At 36.1% G+C, this 18,435-nt stretch carries 16 protein-coding genes and 1 pseudogene; 6 read left to right on the plus strand and 11 right to left on the minus strand.

Features of this window, described 5'->3' with window-relative positions:
- Nucleotides 1-47 precede the first annotated feature (47 nt).
- The gene (gene pdeM, locus AC0IWE_RS03830; RefSeq protein ID WP_471792007.1) at nt 48-686 is read left to right on the plus strand and encodes a ligase-associated DNA damage response endonuclease PdeM; all 639 of its coding nucleotides are present in this window, start codon (nt 48-50) and stop codon (nt 684-686) included.
- Here the strand turns inward: pdeM and trxA are convergent.
- The 5 genes from trxA to AC0IWE_RS03855 form a co-directional block, all read right to left on the minus strand.
- Nucleotides 683-979 carry a thioredoxin gene (gene trxA, locus AC0IWE_RS03835; protein WP_471792008.1) on the minus strand — a complete coding sequence of 99 codons (297 nt, stop codon included), beginning with the start codon at nt 977-979 and terminating at the stop codon, nt 683-685. The two genes, pdeM and trxA, sit on opposite strands and share 4 nt — an antisense overlap.
- A gap of 96 nt (nt 980-1,075) precedes the next feature.
- Nucleotides 1,076-1,690: a hypothetical protein gene (locus tag AC0IWE_RS03840; RefSeq protein ID WP_471792009.1), complete on the minus strand. Its 615-nt coding sequence runs from the start codon at nt 1,688-1,690 to the stop codon at nt 1,076-1,078.
- 72 nt (nt 1,691-1,762) lie between these two features.
- Nucleotides 1,763-3,121: a dihydrolipoamide acetyltransferase family protein gene (locus AC0IWE_RS03845; RefSeq protein ID WP_471792010.1), complete on the minus strand. Its 1,359-nt coding sequence runs from the start codon at nt 3,119-3,121 to the stop codon at nt 1,763-1,765.
- 56 nt (nt 3,122-3,177) lie between these two features.
- Nucleotides 3,178-4,422, minus strand: coding sequence for a competence/damage-inducible protein A (locus AC0IWE_RS03850; protein ID WP_471792011.1), 1,245 nt, complete (start codon nt 4,420-4,422; stop codon nt 3,178-3,180).
- A 3-nt stretch (nt 4,423-4,425) separates the two neighbouring features.
- The gene (locus AC0IWE_RS03855; protein ID WP_463494887.1) at nt 4,426-7,086 is read right to left on the minus strand and encodes a putative LPS assembly protein LptD; all 2,661 of its coding nucleotides are present in this window, start codon (nt 7,084-7,086) and stop codon (nt 4,426-4,428) included.
- 74 nt (nt 7,087-7,160) lie between these two features.
- Between AC0IWE_RS03855 and AC0IWE_RS03860 the strand changes: the two genes are divergently transcribed.
- The 3 genes and pseudogenes from AC0IWE_RS03860 (at nt 7,161) to AC0IWE_RS03870 (ending at nt 9,932) form a co-directional block, all read left to right on the plus strand.
- The gene (locus AC0IWE_RS03860) at nt 7,161-8,024 is read left to right on the plus strand and encodes an N-acetylmuramoyl-L-alanine amidase family protein (protein ID WP_471792065.1); all 864 of its coding nucleotides are present in this window, start codon (nt 7,161-7,163) and stop codon (nt 8,022-8,024) included.
- Nucleotides 8,025-8,034: 10 nt separating this feature from the next.
- Nucleotides 8,035-8,812 (plus strand): annotated as a pseudogene (locus AC0IWE_RS03865) (N-acetylmuramoyl-L-alanine amidase family protein).
- Between the two features lie 166 nt (nt 8,813-8,978).
- On the plus strand, nt 8,979-9,932 hold the full coding sequence (locus AC0IWE_RS03870) for an MlaD family protein (RefSeq protein ID WP_055913860.1): 954 nt from the start codon (nt 8,979-8,981) through the stop codon (nt 9,930-9,932).
- A gap of 881 nt (nt 9,933-10,813) precedes the next feature.
- Here AC0IWE_RS03870 and AC0IWE_RS03875 read toward each other — a convergent pair.
- The 4 genes from AC0IWE_RS03875 to AC0IWE_RS03890 form a co-directional block, all read right to left on the minus strand.
- Entirely contained in the window at nt 10,814-11,719 is a 906-nt protein-coding gene (locus AC0IWE_RS03875) for a ribonuclease Z (RefSeq protein ID WP_471792066.1), read from the minus strand.
- 69 nt (nt 11,720-11,788) lie between these two features.
- Nucleotides 11,789-12,166 (minus strand): STAS domain-containing protein, encoded by a 378-nt coding sequence (locus AC0IWE_RS03880; protein ID WP_471792012.1) that lies wholly within the window; start codon nt 12,164-12,166, stop codon nt 11,789-11,791.
- Between the two features lie 43 nt (nt 12,167-12,209).
- Nucleotides 12,210-13,154 carry a phosphoribosylaminoimidazolesuccinocarboxamide synthase gene (locus tag AC0IWE_RS03885; RefSeq protein ID WP_471792013.1) on the minus strand — a complete coding sequence of 315 codons (945 nt, stop codon included), beginning with the start codon at nt 13,152-13,154 and terminating at the stop codon, nt 12,210-12,212.
- A gap of 143 nt (nt 13,155-13,297) precedes the next feature.
- Entirely contained in the window at nt 13,298-14,257 is a 960-nt protein-coding gene (locus AC0IWE_RS03890) for a PhoH family protein (protein WP_029275135.1), read from the minus strand.
- A gap of 103 nt (nt 14,258-14,360) precedes the next feature.
- On the opposite strand from AC0IWE_RS03890, the gene AC0IWE_RS03895 reads away from it, so the two are divergent.
- Nucleotides 14,361-15,140 (plus strand): SAM hydrolase/SAM-dependent halogenase family protein, encoded by a 780-nt coding sequence (locus AC0IWE_RS03895; RefSeq protein ID WP_055913876.1) that lies wholly within the window; start codon nt 14,361-14,363, stop codon nt 15,138-15,140.
- 225 nt (nt 15,141-15,365) lie between these two features.
- Nucleotides 15,366-15,884, plus strand: coding sequence for a hypothetical protein (locus AC0IWE_RS03900; RefSeq protein ID WP_471792014.1), 519 nt, complete (start codon nt 15,366-15,368; stop codon nt 15,882-15,884).
- Nucleotides 15,885-16,112: 228 nt separating this feature from the next.
- On the opposite strand, the gene AC0IWE_RS03905 is transcribed toward AC0IWE_RS03900, so the two are convergent.
- Together AC0IWE_RS03905 and serC are read right to left on the minus strand one after the other, a co-directional pair.
- A complete protein-coding gene (locus tag AC0IWE_RS03905; RefSeq protein ID WP_200912343.1) occupies nt 16,113-17,063 on the minus strand; it encodes a D-2-hydroxyacid dehydrogenase in 951 nt (316 codons plus the stop codon).
- A gap of 77 nt (nt 17,064-17,140) precedes the next feature.
- On the minus strand, nt 17,141-18,214 hold the full coding sequence (gene serC, locus AC0IWE_RS03910) for a 3-phosphoserine/phosphohydroxythreonine transaminase (RefSeq protein ID WP_055913881.1): 1,074 nt from the start codon (nt 18,212-18,214) through the stop codon (nt 17,141-17,143).
- Nucleotides 18,215-18,435 lie beyond the last annotated feature (221 nt).

Below are 18,435 nucleotides of genomic sequence, written 5' to 3' on the forward strand. Positions count from 1 at the left end.
TTCGAATAAATATTTCAAAAAGCTAAAAAAAACAATAATTACAATAAATGACCATTACAAGCCAGGGTGAAGAATTGATTTTAGATAAAGAAAGGGCTTTGTTTTTACCAAAACATCAACTTTTAGCCATAAGTGACCTTCATTTAGGGAAATCGGCTCATTTCCGTCAGGCCGGGTTACAAGTACCGGCTACCATTGCCCAAACTGATCTACAACGTTTAAGTTTGTTGATTAAACATTACAAGCCTAAAACATTGTTAATCAATGGCGATATGTTTCATCATGGACTTAATACGGATATTGATGAATTTTCTGACTGGAGAAAGCAATACCAGGAGCTTAATTTTTTATTGGTAAAAGGCAATCATGATCGACTTTCGGATGCAAATTATGCTGCAATGAATATCGAAATACACGAACCAAGTTTTTGTTTAGGCCCGTTTTGTTTTATCCACGATGCACCTAATTGTACTGAAGAAGAATTATACCCAATTAGCGGACACATACACCCCGGAGTTACTATTGTTGGAAAAGCAAAACAACGGTTAAAATTTCCATGTTTTTATTTCGGTACAGAATATGCTGTTTTGCCTGCGTTTAGCTTATTTACCGGGCTTTATAACATCTATCCAAAAACTAGTGAACGTATTTTTGCGGTAACGCCCAAAAGTGTTTTAGAAGTTTAGGAATGGTTATCAATTACCTGTTTTAACTGTGCAGCTTGCAAAACACCGCTTTGCCTCCACACCTGCTTACCTTTTTTGAACAGAATTAAAGTGGGAACGCTCTGAACATTAAAAGAAGATGCAGCTGGCTGATTCTTATCGATATCTACTTTAATAATAGAAACTGCATCACCCACCTGCGATTTTAATTGTTCCAAAATTGGTTTCATCATTTTACAGGGACCACACCATTCAGCAAAAAAATCAACCAGAACAGGTTTATCGCCGTTAATTAATTCTGAAAATTTAGCCATGATATTTGTGTTTATATAGAAACAACAAAGAATAAGATTGGTTTAACTAAAATTAGTCTGCTGAGAAAACCTTCTCTCAATAACGAATATTAGAGATTAAGCACTCACAGGCAATTCAGCAGCTAAGGAGGTAACCCATTCCTCAAACAATGCTTTTTCGATTTTTATCACCTCGGCCGCATGATTTTCCCAATCGTCAGAAAAACTTACCAATTGGTTCATCATTTCTTCCAAATGGCCCTCTTCTTCAAGGATAATCGACTTTACATTTACCTTGCTTTTTGCTTCATCCAATGCAACCTGATAAATTGGATACAATTCATCAGCACGAACTTCAATGGCATAAGTAACAAATAGATAGGCTGCGAATTTTAATTCGTAACCAAATAGATTAAATTCAGCTTTTAAATAACGGCAAACTGCAATATCTAAAGCATGCAGATAATATTTTGTATGGTTTGGAGATAATAATTCGGCATTGGTATAAGTTTTACAAAGTGCCTCATCAATTTTCGAAATCTGCTTTTTTAAATAATAAGCATGGCGATGCTCTTCAGCAGCATGTTTAAGAATAATCAGATTTACATTCTCTTTGTGCTCTGAAGCTGAAATCTTCTTTGCACCTGCATTTTCCATATAAGACAATGTATTTAACCATTTGGCATGCAATACATTATCTGAAACTATCGATTTTAAATTTGAAGCTAACATTCTTAATTATTAAACTGGTAAATTGTTTAATTGTTGGCATTAATCCAACTTAAAACTTTAATTGCAAACAGACTAGATTTCCCTGTTCAGGTCCCAACCTTCTAAATAATCTGCAACTCTACGCACAAACATCCCACCTAATGAACCATCCACTACCCTATGATCGTACGATAAAGACAAAAACATCATATGCCTGATCGCAATCACATCGCCATGTTCGGTTTCTAAAACAGCTGGTTTCTTTTTAATGGCACCAACAGCTAAAATAGCCACCTGGGGTTGATTAATAATAGGTGTACCCATTACATTTCCAAAGCTACCCACGTTGGTTAAAGTAAAAGTACCACCTTGCGTTTCATCTGGTTTTAACTTGGAGTTTCTAGCTCTGCCTGCCAAATCGTTAACCGCTTTTGTTAAACCAACCAGATTTAACTGATCGGCATTTCTTATTACAGGAACGATTAAATTTCCGCTAGGTAAAGCCGCGGCCATACCGATATTGATATTTCCTTTTTTGATAATCTGGGTTCCGTTTACAGAAACATTAATCATCGGAAAATCCTTTATTGCTTTGGCAACTGCTTCCACAAATATTGGGGTAAAAGTTATCTTTTCGTTTTCGCGTTTTTCAAAGCTGTTTTTAACCTTATTGCGCCACAATACCATATTGGTAACATCGGCCTCTACAAACGAAGTTACATGGGGAGAAGTTGTTTTACTCATTACCATATGATCGGCAATAAGTTTACGCATTCTATCCATCTCTATAATTTCGTCAGCGCCATTAACGCTTGTTGTAGATGGTTTATTTGCAATTGGAGCCTGGTTGGTTGCTTCTGTTTTATGTGCTGCAACTTCGTTAACCGGCGGAACGGGTGGCGTTATTACAACTGTGGCCGTTTTTACCACGTCGCCATTTTTCCTGGCAATATAATCCAACAGATCATCTTTATTTAAACGCCCATCCGCACCAGAACCTTTAATTGCATCCAGCTCAGCAATTGAAATATTTTCCTGTGCGGCTATACTTTTAACCAATGGAGAATAAAAGCGTTCAGAGGTACTGAAATCAGTTGTTGCTGCAGGTTGGTTTGCTATTGGAAGTTGTTCAATTCCAGGAATTGTTTCAGTTTTTTCTTCTGCTACTGGTTTTTCTGCAACCGGAGTTTCATCTGTTGAGGTATCTCCACCTTCAGTTTCTATAATTGCTATTACATCGCCAACCTGGGCAACCTCATCGGCTGCGAATAACTGTTTTACCAATTTACCAGCAACAGGAGAAGGCACTTCAGAATCTACCTTATCGGTGGCGATTTCTAAAATGGTATCATCTAACTCAATAGAATCACCAGGTTGTTTTACCCATTTAATCACTGTTGCTTCCGCAACACTTTCACCCATTTTTGGTAACAATAGTTCGTATTGAGCCATATTAAATTACAGTATTTTATCTTGGTAACGCCACAAAAATACAGTTTTTATTCTTTCTAAACTGTTTCTTTAAGTAGATTTAACAACATGGTTAATGCCGAGGCTGCAGACCGTTCGATGTTTTGAATGCGTTTGTTGCTGAAATTAAACACCTTAGCCACTGTTTTATCTTTAGAAGATATGGCTATCCACACTGTGCCCACTGGTTTATCTTCCGTTCCACCATCAGGACCAGCTATTCCGCTTACTGCAATTGCGTAATCTGTTTTAAAGTGTTTTATTGCACCTTCGGCCATTTCAGTCACGGTTTGTTCACTTACAGCACCAAAGGTAGATAAGGTATTTTCTTTTACGCCGAGGATTGATTCCTTTAATTCGTAAGCATAGGCTACAGCCCCGCCCCAATATACCGAAGAACAACCAGGATGCTGAGTAATAAGATGGGCAATGTAGCCTCCTGTACAACTTTCGCCTGTAGATAAAGTTAAGCCTCTGGCTTTCATGATATTCAGTATTGCTTTTTCCAGCGGAATATCTTCATCAATTACCACAAAATTATTAACTTTTGAAATAATCTGTTGTGCGTAAGCCTCCACTTCTGCCTTTAAAGCGGCTTCATTGTCGCCCTTAGCTGATAAACGCAATCTTACCTGACCTAGCTTTGGTAAATAGGCTAATTTGATGTGTGGTGGCAAACTATCTTCAATCTCTTCAATTTCCTTTGCCAGAAATGATTCTCCAATGTTGGCCGTAAGAATGGTTTTATGAACGATTGATGGTAACTTAAATCTGCCGGTAATTCTCGGTAAAATTTCGTCGTCCATCAGGTACATCATCTCGTAAGGAACACCAGGCATCGAAACAAAAATCTTATCATTTTGCTCGAACCACATGCAAGGAGCAGTTCCATTTTTATTTACAATTACTTCGCAACCATCAGGAACATCTGCTTGCTGAATATTGATATCCAACAACGGGCGTTTGTATTTTTCGAAAATCTGGCGGACCATCTCGAGTGCACCTGCATCATTTCGGAAACCCATGTTGAAATATTTCGCCAAGGTTTTTTTAGTGATGTCGTCTTTTGTTGGTCCTAAGCCACCTGTAATTAAAATAATATCTGCACGTTTTTCTGCCTCACTAAGCGCTTGGATAATGTGTTGTTCATCATCCGAAACAGAAGTAATTTGTTTAACTGAAACACCAATTAGATTTAACTGTTTGGCCATCCAGGCTGAGTTGGTATCAACGATCTGGCCAATGAGAATCTCATCGCCAATGGTAATAATTTCGGCTAGCATAATTTATTGGTATGTGCTGTAAAAACCTTGTCTTTTACTCAATTTCAAATCCTGTAATATCGATGCTTTAACTTTAATGGTTACAGAGTAACTTTTGTAAGCACCGTACGGCACCCAGTTTACACTCATATCCCAACAGTGCAAATCGCGATAAATTGCCAGATTCATTGGTGTTAAACCGTTATTTTTAAAATCATAACCTGAGTTAAAAGTAACCTTCCATTTTGGGGTTAAATTAACATCGCCATTAAAGTTTAAAGTATTTGAAGTTGTTGTGGTATTTCCATCGTTCGTATATTGAAAACTATAAGAAAATGAGAAATTCCACGGAATATTAAAATCGACAAATGCATTTGGATCGCGGCTGATTGCTGCCAGTTGTTCGGATTGAATATCGGTTAAACCTTTTTTATTGGCTGCTTCGCCCAGTTTATCATTGGCTTCGTTCTTACGTTTTAAAGCTTCTGGATTTAAACTATAATCAAATGAGAATCCAAAATTGGCCAGGCGGGGTAAAAATTTACCACTTTGCCAAAAATAACGGTCCTGCCTGATCCTTCTTGTAGAACCTGGTATCGTATCGGCAGCAAGAGAATAAGGATCTAATGTTCCATTATAGTTTATACCCAGTTTGTCGGTAAACTGTGATCGTCCGCTAAAGCCAATGGTTGATAGTTTATAAGATGTTGCCAGGAAATTATAAGATCCGCTAAAGCTCAAACCTTGAATAATAGGGATTTTCTTTGAACCCGTTCCTGTGGTGTCGTTTTTATTCCTCACTTTTAATTCGACGGTATTGTCTAATCCAAAGCCAATCGAAGCATTTGGCCCACCAAAAGAGCCCGGTTGAGCCATACCGTCAAAAATGGAATATTTAAGCGGTAATCCATTGGTTAAAATCGGATCTCCATTTTGGTTTATTGCCGGTCTGTAAGGCCCTGACCCCGCTTTGGTAAAATCTGGTGAGTAAGAGAATGAAACATTGGGTGTCATAACGTGCCTCAATGCCTGAATTTTCCCCTGTGGATTAAAATCTCTTCTCCCGTATATTTTGGTTGATAAACTGGTTGATAAGCTATAACTACCAGCCCTTTTGAAACCGCTTAAGGTATCTTCTCTAAAGCTAAAAGTATTATCAGCATATTCAGTGTATCTTCTATTCACACTCTGGAAATTCCAAACCTCGTTGTAAGTACCACCTACACTGAAATTTAGGTACTTTAAGGCGGTAAATGACATATTTACAGGTATACTATGAGAAAAACCACTTCTTAAGCGCTTTAAACCATCATTTTGGAACAACAAACTATCAAAAGTATCAATCCGATTTGTTCCTTGTAAGCTATAACCAACGGTAATTTTTTGATACCACTTTTGATCCCCCACGGCATCTTTTGCTTTAAACGGATTAAATGTAGGCACGTTAAAAGTCATTTCTGGCAACCTGAGCGATATTGCCCTGGTACTTAAAGTTTGGTCACTAGATGCCGCCAAAGAGAAGTTCATCCCATTGGAATAGGATTTGGCATAACTTATACTACTACTTGTTGAGTTGGTTGCAATGGTATTAATATCATAAGTAGTACCAGCAGCTGTATTTTTGTAGTAGCCTTTGCTTGCGGTTGATACCAATCTAACGCTTGCACTAAAGGTAGTTCCGGGGTTGGCATTGGCATTTTGGCTATGGCTCCAGTTGATACTAAAGTTTTTTGTAGGGTTAGCGAATGCCTGGGTACCTTCCAAACCATCTTTAAAGCTAGAATAAGCTAAATTGATGTTACCATTATATTTGTATCGTTTGGTGTAGTTACTTAATACACTCGTTTCATACGAGCCATTGGTATAAATAGATCCCATCAATTTGGCGTCCCAATAATCGTTCAAACCGAGATAATAACCACCATTCTGAAGAAAAAATCCCCTGGTGGCATCCTCACCGGGAGTTGGTAAAATTACACCTGATGTTCTTTTATTCGGCTTTGGAAAAAATGCAAATGGAAGCCCGAAAATTGTAGGTACATCCTCAATAATCATGTAAACCGGACCTGTAATAATCTGCTTTTCGGTAACCACTCCTTTCGATATCATTAATCCAAAGTGCGGGTGAGGAAGATTACAGGTGCTGTACATTACATTTTTGATGTGCAGTTCATCATCTATTTGCTTTTTACTTTGTCCACCGGAAAAGAATCCTCCCTCTTGTTCAGAAAAAACGCCATAAACTTTCGCACGTGTTGTTTCAGAATTGTAAAAAATCGAATCTGCAATTGCGGTACCATCTGTTCCTGATTTAAAAATCGGCCTGCCAGTGTATCTTCCTGTTTTAGGATCTTTTATTCCTCTTGCAAATATGGTATTTTGCTTTTTATCATACTTAATATAACTTGCATCTAGCTCAAAATCACCATAGGTAACTCTGGCATTGCCATATAAATAAACAATGCTTTTATCGGCACTCATTTTAACGGAGTCGTCCGCTTTGTACTCAACTTTCTGATCAATGCTACTATTATTTTTACCTGTCTTTTTAGTAGTATCCTTTTTGGTTGTGTCTTGCTGAATGATTTGTTGCAATGAAAAATGAGAAAATGCGTTAGCTTTACCAACAACAAGTGTTAATAAAATGACAGAAATTAGTAAAATAGAGCTCTTAAGAAGTTTCAAATTCGTATTTGAATGTTATTTTTGCACAAATGTTTAATCAAAAACGTTCAAAATTAGTGAAAAATATACCATTGATGTATCTTAAATCCATTTTAACATTTATTATTTATTTAGTATTGTCAAATTCAGTTGATAATCAGGTGTTTGCGCAAGAATATAAAATCAAAACAATTGTGATCGATGCTGGTCACGGTGGTAAAGATGGTGCAACACATGGCGTGTATTCCAAAGAAAAAGATGTAGCCTTAAAAACTGCTTTAAATTTGGGCCGCGCACTTCAAGACAGCTTAAAAGACATAAAAGTGATTTTCACCAGGCAAACTGATGTTTTTATTCCTTTATATGAACGTATAAATATTGCAAATAACGCCAAAGCGGATTTATTTATCTCTATCCACTTAAATGATATGCCGGTTCGTGTTTCGAGAGTGGTTGATTATTATAAAAAAGTTCGCGGACGGAAAGTTCCTGTTTATAGAACGGTTACTTCAAAAAGTACATCAACAAGAGGAACTGAAACCTTTGTATCAGGAACAGGCCGCTTGGGTGAACAGGATGAGGTAATTAAAAGGGAAAATGCTTCGATGTTTTTGGAGGATAATTATCAGAAAAATTATGAAGGTTTTATCGCAAATACGCCTAAAAGCGATATTATGTTGTCGTTAATGAAACAAACCAATAGAGATAGGAGTTTAAAGTTTGCTTCTATGTTGCAACAAGAATATGTAAATGCCGGGCGGACTAATCGTGGCGTACAGGAAAAAAGCCTTGCGGTATTGGCGCGTGCAGCCATGCCGGCAGTATTAACTGAAATTGGTTTTGTAAGTAATCCTGAAGACGAAGATTATATGAATTCGGAAGATGGGCAAAAAGAAATTGTGAACGGCATCATTAAGGCAATTAAAAATTACAGGCGCATTGCCGAAACCTCATTTTAATATTTTATAAATGAAGATTAAACTTCTGATTATACTGATTTTATTTTCATTAACCATTGTCAATCAATCGTTTGCCCAGGGATACAAAATTAAAACCATAGTAATTGATCCAGGTCACGGTGGTAGAAAACCAGGTGCTTCCGGCAGCTTTTCAAAAGAAAAAGATATATCATTAAAAGTTGCATTAAAACTTGGTGAAATTATCAAAGAAGAATTGCCGGATATTAAAGTAATTTTTACGCGTAAAACTGATATTGATGTTGATTTATACAGGCGGGCAGAAATAGCCAATGATGCCAATGCAGATCTTTTTATATCTGTACACTGCAATTCTATGCCGCCCGGAAATAAACACATTAAAGGTGTAGAAACTCTGGTTGCTGGCTCCCATCGGTTAAAAGAGGCAGGATGCAGCCATCAGGGAGAATGCCGATATTAAATTAGAAAAGAATTACAAAAGCAAATACGATGGTTACGACCCCAATAACCCCAGTAGTTTCATTCTTTTATCATTGCTAAAAAATACCTTTCGGGATAAAAGCATTAAATTCGCGAAATTAATTCAGAACAGCTATGTTAACAGAGACGATAGATTTAGTCGTGGAGTTAAAGAACAGGGGGTTTTGGTATTGCAAAGATGTGGTATGCCTGCTGTATTAACAGAAGTTGGTTTTATATCAAATACTGACGAAGAAAAGTATATTAATTCGCAAAAAGGACAAAGTGAGATTGCGAATTCTATTTTTGAAGCAATAAAAACGTATAAAAAAAATATTGAGGTTAAATAAGTGGCATTATAAATGATAGTTATTTTACCTTTACAGAAAATATAAAACAGATACCAAACAATTGATGTAAGCTTTGTGTATTTATAAAGTTTAACATTGAAAAAGAATTACGCTCTAGCAGGTTTTAAAAATGCTTTAAAATCTGCAGCCATAAAATAAAACACTCATGAAGATTAAGAACGAAACCAAAGTAGGTATTTTAGCTGCATTTGCCATTGCTTTATTGATTATTGGATATAATTTTTTAAAAGGGAACTCCATTTTTTCAAGCGAAACAACATTATATGCAAAATATACCCGTGTTGATGGTTTAACAGTATCAAAACCTATACTTATTAACGGTTACCAGATTGGCCGTGTTGCAAAACTGGAATTACAACAGGACGGTACGGTAATTGCAACTTTAAGTGTAAACAGTAAATACGAAATTCCGGAAAATAGTATTGCTCGTTTAGAAGGTACTGATCTTTTAGGAAGCAAAGCCATTGTAATGTCGTTAGGCGATTCAAAAAAAATGGCTGAAGATGGTTATACCTTAAATGCCAACGTTGAAAAAGGATTAATGGAACAGGTTCAGCCAGTTCAAAAGAAAGCTGAATTAATTATTGGTAAAATGGACTCTATTTTAAGCAGTGTGAATTCCATTCTTAATCCTAATTTCCAGAAAAATGTAGATAAAAGTTTTAACAGTATCGCCGGTACATTGGCTTCATTAGAAACCACTTCGAAAAAAGTTGATGGTTTGGTTGGTTCAGAAAGTAAACGTATAGAAGCTATTTTTAGAAATGTTGAAGGGATAACTGCCAACTTAAACAATAACAATCAGAAAATAAGCGATATTTTAACTAATATTAATACGGTTACCGATAAATTTGCAGCCGCCAACTTTAAACAAACTTTGGATAACGCAAACAATGCAATTGCTGATTTGCAAAGTGTAATTTCGGGTATTAAAGATGGAAAAGGAAGTTTAGGTTTATTGTTAAATGATGATAAAATGTATCAGAATTTAAACAACGCTTCAAAAAATCTTGATGAGTTGATGATTGATTTAAAAGCTAATCCTAAACGTTACGTTCACTTCTCTGTATTTGGTGGTGGAAATAAAAAAGATAAATAGTAAATTTTTAATTTATGAAAAAGCCTTACATTTTTAAATTGTAAGGCTTTTTTTATGCGCTTTTAATTTCGATGCGCTTCAGTCGAGAAGGACGGCAGTACTTAGAAATGTGGAATTCTCAAGTGCCATTTTGAGCGTAATTGAAGGATAATTATTGGAGAAAAGTATTATTCTAAACGCCAATTTATTTTATAAAAATCAAAAGCATTAGGATTCCCGCATGCGCGAGAATGACGATTTTGCTAAGTAAATTTGTTTATGATACTGAATGAAACGTAGTCGAGAAATGTGTTTAAATAAATCTCCCGCTTCGCTTAAGCAAATATAAGTTAAATCGTCATTGCGAGAAGGCTTTTTCAACCGACGAAGCAATCTTTATGGCAAGGCTCACTAGCATGAAAGATTGCTTCATACCTGGCACTGACGACCGCTTTACTCAAGCCTGTTAATGGTAGCGGAGTCGAAAGATAATTATTGGAGAAAAGTATTATTCTGAACGACAATTTATTTTATAAAAATCAAAAGCATTAAGATTCCCGCATGCGCGAGAATGACGACTTTGTTAGATAAATTTGTTGAAGATACTGAATGAAACGTAGTCGAGAAATGTGTTTAATAGATCTCTCCGTTTCGCTGCGCTTCAGTCGAGATGACGGCAATACTTAGAAATGTTTCATTCTCAAGTGTCATTTTGAGCAAGGTAGAAGGATAATTATTGGAGAAAAGTATTATTCTAACCGCCAATTTATTTTATAAAAATCAAAAGCATTAAGATTCCCGCATGCGCGAGAATAACGATTGTGTTAGGTCACGCAAAAAATTAGTTTGAGGAATTGCCTTCCATCCTCTGTGCATTCCTCTGTAAACTTAGTGGTAAAAAATTATAACTGGAAAGTCCTGCCTTCAACCGCCAACTCCGTATTTTCAAAAACAGATTGTGCTTCTTCCAAAAGCATTTGTAAGGTTTTGTAACGCGAAGAAAAATGTCCGATGAGTAATTTCTTTACCCCGTTGATTTTAGCCACCTCTCCTGCCTGCAATGAAGTAGTATGGTGTGTTTCATTAGCTCGATCTAAAAGCTCGTGTAAAAACGTTGCTTCATGATATAACGTATCGCAGTTTTTTATAGAAGAAAAATAACTTTCGTCAAACAAAGTATCAGAACAATACGCATAACATCTCGGTGGATCAGCATCGGTGGTATAATCTACACTTCGCAGGATCTCTCCATTTGGCAGTTCTACATCCACTCCTTTTTTTAAGGCCGTGTAATAAGCAACGGGTACATCGTTTGTTTTTTCTTTAATTAGCTTACGTTGACGTTTTTTTTGCTGAAAAATGAAGCCCGTGGTAGGGATACGATGATTTAAAACTATTGTTTTAACTGTTAAATCACTATTCTCGAAAATTTGTACCGGTTGATCTGCTTCAATTGGAAAAAACTCGATTGGATACCTCAATATGGTATCTGAATATTTAAATTGAACTTCAAGAATTTCCAACAACGGTTTAGGTCCAAATATCTGCATGGGCTTGGTCCGGCCGTTTAAATGCAGGCTTGATAATAACCCGATTAATCCAAAATAATGGTCGCCATGTAAATGACTGATAAAAATATAGTCAATCCGAGTGGCCTTTAGGTTGTATTTGGTTAATTGTTGCTGTGTGCCTTCCCCACAATCAATCAGGTAATATTTTTCATTACAATTTAACAGCTGTGCCGATGGATTCCTGTTGAATACAGGTGTAGCAGAACTGCTTCCTAAAATTGTAACTTCAAATTTCATCATGGTAAGATATAAAAAGCCTCGTAGATTTTTATAAACTACGAGGCTAGAATGTTATGTAAATTATAGTTATTTAGTGCCTCTGAACTCTTTCTCCAACTCATCCATAAAAATGAAATCTGTTGCTTCCTCTAATGTATTAACAAACGTTACAGACTGGAATATGTTTGATAATTCTATAATTGAAGCAAGCTCGTCGTTAATTCCGGTTACAATAAATAAACCTCCGGCTGATTTACATAGTCGATCACCAACCAATAAACAGCTTAAATCCTGCGCATCATTACACTCGGTAACATGACTTAAATCAACGATAATATTCTGAAATCCTTCTGCATTAAGTAAATAGAATTCGGATTTTAAGCCGGGTGCATTATCGTTTGTAAACTTAGTTTCTTCTAACTTTAAGGTTACATATTTATCGTGTTTATCTACTGAAAATTTCATCTCTCTGATCTTTATTTTACTAATGTATAAATTTCTTTCGAATTTAAAGTGTTTCTAAAGCCTTTAAAACATTCGCTTCAATACGACTTGAAATGGCATCAGCATCAGCTTTTATAAATGGTTCTCCAACAATTTGTTCGTAAAGTTCAATGTACCTTTCTGAAATTGAATTAACAATTTCTGGTGTCATTTCTGGCACAACCTGACCATCTTTTCCCTGAAAACCATTTTCTATCAGCCATTTTCTTACAAATTCTTTCGAAAGTTGTTTCTGAGGCTCATTACTGTTTTGGCGATCCTGGTATCCTTCTTCATAAAAATACCGCGATGAATCCGGGGTATGAATCTCATCTATCAGGTAAATTACACCATCAGCAACTCCAAACTCATATTTTGTGTCTACCAATATCAATCCACTTTTTGCAGCAATCTCAGTTCCACGTTGATACAATGCATAGGTATAATCTTCTAATTTCTCGTAATCGGTAATAGAAACTATACCCTTTGCCAAAATATCTTCTTTTGATATATCTTCATCATGCCCTACTGAAGCCTTTGTTGTTGGGGTAATAATCGGCTGAGGCAATTTGTCGTTTTCTTTTAAGCCATCTGGTAAGGCAACGCCGCAAACCGAACGTTTTCCAGCACTGTATTCTCTCCATGCATGTCCGGCTAAATAACCTCTGATAACCATTTCTACCTTAAATGGTTCGCAAATACGGCCAATGGTAACCATCGGATCTGGAACAGCTAAAACCCAATTGGGAACGATATCTTGAGTGGCTGCTAAAAATTTAGCTGCAATTTGGTTTAATACCTGTCCTTTAAATGGAATGGCTTCGGGCAATACAACATCAAAAGCAGAAATGCGATCTGATACTACCATAACCATAAATTGATCGGCTATTGTATATACATCCCGAACTTTACCTTTGTAAAAATTACTTTGATTTGGGAAATTAAAATGGGTTTCTTTTAGTGCTTTCATGAGGGGATAAAAATAGGAAAAAAGTACGAAAGTCCGAAGAATGGAGTCAGATGATAAAAGGTGTAAAAAGCAAAAGTCCGAAGTTGTCCTATAATAAAACTTAAACTTCGGACCTCGGACTTTGCAGGCTGCTAACCTTTAACTTACTGAATATCTCCGTAAGCTTTCAAAATATCTTTTACCAACTTATGCCTTACCACATCTTCCCCACTTAGGTAGATAATGTCAATTCCTTTAATATCCTCCAAAATTCTTAAGCCGTTAAATAAACCCGACATTTGTTTCTTAGGCAAATCAATCTGGGTAACATCTCCGGTTACAATAAACTTAGCGGTTGGGCCCATACGTGTTAAAAACATTTTTAGCTGCATGTCTGTTGCGTTTTGAGCTTCATCCAAAATCACGAAGCAATTGTCTAAAGTACGGCCACGCATAAATGCAAGCGGTGCAATTTCAATTGTACGGTTTTCGATGTAGAATTTCAATTTCTCAGCAGGGATCATATCATCCAATGCATCGTAAAGCGGGCGTAAATAGGGATCAATTTTTTCCTTTAAATCACCTGGTAAAAAACCTAGGTTCTCTCCTGCTTCAACAGCCGGACGGGTTAAAATGATGCGTTTAATTTCCTTGTTTTTTAAAGCCCTCACGGCTAAAGCTACTGCGGTATATGTTTTTCCTGTTCCGGCAGGACCAATGGCAAATAAGATATCATTTTTGGCAATACTGCTCACCATTTTACGCTGATTTGCTGTTCTTGCCTTAACTAAAAGACCATTTGTACCAAAAACAATAACTTCTCCACCGCCTCCGGTAGGTTGTTCTACATCTTTTTTTACAACACCGGCTGCTTTTGCACCAAGTATAGATTCTACATCATTATTGGTAAGTGAGCTATATTTTTCGAGGTGTGCAATAAGCTGGTTAAACTTATCCTCGAAAGCCTTAAGTTCCTGTTCATCACCGAGAACCTTAACATCACTTCCTCTCGCTACCAGTTTCAACTTCGCGAAAGCACCTTTAATCATTTCGTAATTCTCGTTATTCGGGCCCCAAAAGTGAGCGGGATTTACGGTATCCAGGGTTAATTTTAATTCGTTCAAACTGTAGTATTTTAAAAAGTTATCGGGGTATATTAATTAAAATTTGAATATTTGCAGACGCTTAGGCCTGTACACAAGAATAAGCAATAATAATGAATTTTTAATGGGGATAATTACTTTAACAACAGATTTAGGTTCGAAAGATTTTTACCAGAGTGCCCTTAAAGGTAGTCTGTTGAGTCTTATGCCTAATGTTAATTTAGTTGATATTACCCATGAGGTTCCATCTTTCAATATTTCATACGCGGCATTCGTATTAAAAAACGCATATCCCTACTTTCCAAAAAATACGGTACATTTAATCGGTATCGATTCTGTTTACAGCGAAAACACTAAATATATTGCCGTAAAGCACCGGGATCATTATTTTGTAGGTGCCGATAATGGTATTTTTTCACTGCTTTTTGATGATATTCCAGAAGATGTAGTAGAGCTGAATATTATGCAGGATCTGAAATATTTACACTTTCCGTTGGTTGATATTTTCGTTAAAGCAGCCACACATCTTGCCAAAGGCGGAAAGCTGAAAGATATAGGTTTACCTGTAGCAGAGATTGAGCAGAAGATGCTTTTACACCCTGTTATTGAGCGCGATGTGATCCGTGGTAGTGTGGTTTATATAGATACTTTTTGCAACGTAATTACCAACATTACGAAAGATCTTTTTACTAAAATTCAAAAAAACAGGGATTTTACTTTGTACTTTAGAAAGAGTGAAACCATTACCCAGTTGAGCTGGCATTACAACGAAGTGCAGGAAGGTGAAAAACTTTGCCTTTTTGGTATAAGTAACCATTTGGAAATTGCCATTAACAAAGGAAAAGCCAGTGGATTATTGGGTTTACATTTAGGTGATATTGTACGGGTTGAGTTTCATCCTTAACAAGCTGAAAGCCCAAAGGTAAAAAACCAAAGAAAAAATTAAAAAAAGGAAATTTCTCCAATTGCCGTCATTTTGATTGGATGCAATAGCGATCTTGGCCAACAAAGTCGAGAAAGCTTTCTAAATAGATATAGTCGTTCTGCTATCGCTACCGTCTAAGACGATGATTTTCCTAAGCCAATTAACCAATAAAACAACTTCTACCCTTTTCGCGTTTATATCCACATGAAGAAATATTTTTATCTGCTCTCGGTTATCTTTTTTAGTTTTCAGGCTTTTGCACAGCAAGATACAGTTGCTTATGCAGCTCAACGCGCAAAAGTAAATTCTTTATTAACGGAAAGGAGTACAAGATTTGGACAATATGATGAAAGTTTAAATCAACGTACAGGCATATTTGGCTGGCAAACAAAAAGGGATATCAAAAATTCAAATGAGATCCTTCGTCAGGTAGTGTTAACCGATAATAATATTTTTAAGGAACTGAAGACCTTGATGGATTATAAGGATTTGCAAAATCAACAGAAAGTAGCGGTAGCAGATCATTCGCAAGAACGGATTGAACGTTATATGCAAACCATTAAAAAGTTGCAGGATCAGAATGCACAGCTTAAAGAAGATTTAGAAAAAAAAAATAAAGGAGGTCTATCAACCTATATTATTGTCTTCTTGATTTTAATAATGGCAAGTGGGTTTTATTTTTTCAATAGAAAACTACAGAGGTATGAAAAAAGGACTGTTTAAAATCTTGGCAAAGATAAACAAGGCTGTTCTGCCAAGCTTGTATAAAAAAGACCCGAATAAGCTTACTACTTTTCAGAAAGCGATTTTAGGCTATCGGTATTGGGTTACAACAAACGCGTTAGACTAATTTAGAAAACCCTCACAGGTTTAATTCGTAGGTATTTATGTTTTACAACGGCCTTATTAAGGGCTGTGCCGTTTTAAAACCTGTGAGGGGTTAAAATATTATTATTTCTTAAAATGCTCAATAATCAATGTAGCCAATTCAGTACCAATACGTTCTTGTGCTTCGTTGGTTGATGCACCAATATGTGGTGTCAATGAGATTTTAGGATGTGTTAAAATTTCTGCCAATGGAGTTGGTTCGTTATCGAAAACATCTAAACCAGCAAAAGAAACTTTGCCAGAATTTAAAGCTTCAATTAAAGCAGGCTCATCAATTGTTCCTCCACGAGAACAGTTTACAATACCAACTCCGTTTTTCATTTTAGCAAATTCTTCTGCACCTAAAATTGGTTTATCCGCAAATGGGGTGTGCAAACTAAAGAAATCACTACCTGCAATTACCTCGTCTAACGAAACAGTTTTAATTGGAATACTTACTGATTTTCCGCCTTGAAACTCTAATGTAATTTCAGATTCTGAAGGATATAAATCGTAAGCCAAAACATTCATGCCTAAGCCTAAAGCCACTTTTGCAGTAGCGCGACCGATACGACCAAAGCCGATAATACCAATGGTTTTACCACTTAGCTCAGTTCCTTTGGCATAGGCTTTTTTGAGGTTGTTAAATTGTGTTGAACCTTCTACAGGCATTTTACGGTTGGCATCCTGTAAGAATCTGATACCTGTAAACAAGTGTGAAAATACCAATTCAGCAACTGATAATGATGATGCAGCTGGAGTATTTACCACATTAACACCTTGACTGCGTGCATATTCCACATCAATATTATCCATACCAACTCCACCTCTTCCAATTAATTTGATATTTGGAACGGCATCAATTAACTCTTTCCTAACTTTTGTTGCACTACGAACAGTAATTGCATCGTAGTTTTTTAAAGCTTCTGCTAATTTATCTTGAGGAACGGTTTCAGTATCAACCTGAAAACCGGCTTTTTCTAATAATTCTTTTCCGATCGGATCAATCCCATCGTTTGCTAATATTTTAATCATTTTATCTATGATTGCACAGCGTTAGTTGATTACTTCGACTAAAAAATCGCAGTAATTATCTGTGGTTAAAATTTAAATTAATTTGCTTTTGCTTGTTGTTCTTCAAATAGTTGCATGGCATCAATTAATGCATGTACACTGGTAATCGGTAAAGCATTATACATAGATGCTCGGAAACCGCCAACACTTCTGTGTCCTTTAATACCCACTATACCTTGCTCTTCAGCATATTTTAAGAATGGTTTTTCTAATTCAGCATTTTCCATTACGAAACAAATATTCATTCTGGAACGGTTTTCAACTGCGCAAGTTCCTTTAAATAATGGATTGCGATCAATTTCTCTGTAAAGTGCTTCTGCTTTTTGTTTATTTTCTTTTTCAATTTCAGCAACACCACCTTTCGATTTTAACCAGCGAAGATTTAACAAAGCCACATAAATTGAAAAAACAGGAGGTGTATTGTACATTGAATCATTATCAATATGAGATTGATAGTTCAACATTGAAGGAATTTTACGGTCAATTTTACCTAGAGCATCATTTTTAACAATAACGATAGTTAAACCCGCCGGACCTACATTTTTTTGTGCTCCTGCATAGATTAAATCAAATTGGGAAACATCAATTACGCGGCTCATGATATCAGATGACATATCGCAAACAACAGGTACATCCGTTTTTGGTACTTCAAAAAGTTCAGTTCCATAAATGGTGTTATTCGAGGTATAGTGGAAATAAGCACTATCAGCCGGAATTTCGAAATCTTTTGGAATGAATGTGTAGTTTGCATCTTTTGAAGAAGCTACAACATTTACATTGCCAACAAATTTAGCCTCTTTTAATGCTTTGGTTGCCCAAACACCAGAATCTAAATAACTTGCTGTTTGTCCATCGCCCAATAAATTCATCGGAACCATTGCAAACTGTAAACTTGCACCACCTTGTAAAAATAAAACGGAATAACCCGACGGCACATTTAATAATTCCTTTACCAACTTCTCAGCTTCAGCAACAACTGCCTCAAATTCGGTTGTTCTGTGCGAAATTTCTAAAATTGATAATCCATCGTTAAAATCTAAAACAGCCTGAGCTGCTTGTTTAAACACTTCTTGAGGTAAAATACAAGGGCCTGCGCCAAAATTATGCTTCATCTTATTATATAATGTTTTATGGCCGTAAATGTAAAATTTTTAAAGCAGTTATGCCTATAAAATCGTATCATAAAAAATTAAATTTTGTTAAAAAAAGCCCGGAATTCATAGGATTTATTGCAGTTTTTGCAATTAAAACGTTTAACTAGAAAACTTGCATTTCTTTTGATTTTTGAAAGGTTATAGCCCCGGCTTTATCGATTTACACATCCAAACTCATA

The organism is Pedobacter sp. AC402 (assembly GCF_979252805.1).

What these genes read in the sequence shown, in the direction of transcription:
- AC0IWE_RS03880 (WP_471792012.1), bottom strand. Translation starts at nt 12,166, where the DNA reads ATGAAATTTTCAGTAGATAAACACGATAAATATGTAACCTTAAAGTTA.
- AC0IWE_RS03885 (WP_471792013.1), bottom strand. Translation starts at nt 13,154, where the DNA reads ATGAAAGCACTAAAAGAAACCCATTTTAATTTCCCAAATCAAAGTAAT.
- AC0IWE_RS03900 (WP_471792014.1), top strand. Translation starts at nt 15,366, where the DNA reads ATGAAGAAATATTTTTATCTGCTCTCGGTTATCTTTTTTAGTTTTCAG.
- AC0IWE_RS03845 (WP_471792010.1), bottom strand. Translation starts at nt 3,121, where the DNA reads ATGGCTCAATACGAACTATTGTTACCAAAAATGGGTGAAAGTGTTGCG.
- AC0IWE_RS03905 (WP_200912343.1), bottom strand. Translation starts at nt 17,063, where the DNA reads ATGATTAAAATATTAGCAAACGATGGGATTGATCCGATCGGAAAAGAA.
- AC0IWE_RS03850 (WP_471792011.1), bottom strand. Translation starts at nt 4,422, where the DNA reads ATGCTAGCCGAAATTATTACCATTGGCGATGAGATTCTCATTGGCCAG.
- pdeM (WP_471792007.1), top strand. Translation starts at nt 48, where the DNA reads ATGACCATTACAAGCCAGGGTGAAGAATTGATTTTAGATAAAGAAAGG.
- AC0IWE_RS03860 (WP_471792065.1), top strand. Translation starts at nt 7,161, where the DNA reads ATGTATCTTAAATCCATTTTAACATTTATTATTTATTTAGTATTGTCA.
- serC (WP_055913881.1), bottom strand. Translation starts at nt 18,214, where the DNA reads ATGAAGCATAATTTTGGCGCAGGCCCTTGTATTTTACCTCAAGAAGTG.
- AC0IWE_RS03840 (WP_471792009.1), bottom strand. Translation starts at nt 1,690, where the DNA reads ATGTTAGCTTCAAATTTAAAATCGATAGTTTCAGATAATGTATTGCAT.
- AC0IWE_RS03895 (WP_055913876.1), top strand. Translation starts at nt 14,361, where the DNA reads ATGGGGATAATTACTTTAACAACAGATTTAGGTTCGAAAGATTTTTAC.
- AC0IWE_RS03875 (WP_471792066.1), bottom strand. Translation starts at nt 11,719, where the DNA reads ATGAAATTTGAAGTTACAATTTTAGGAAGCAGTTCTGCTACACCTGTA.
- trxA (WP_471792008.1), bottom strand. Translation starts at nt 979, where the DNA reads ATGGCTAAATTTTCAGAATTAATTAACGGCGATAAACCTGTTCTGGTT.
- AC0IWE_RS03870 (WP_055913860.1), top strand. Translation starts at nt 8,979, where the DNA reads ATGAAGATTAAGAACGAAACCAAAGTAGGTATTTTAGCTGCATTTGCC.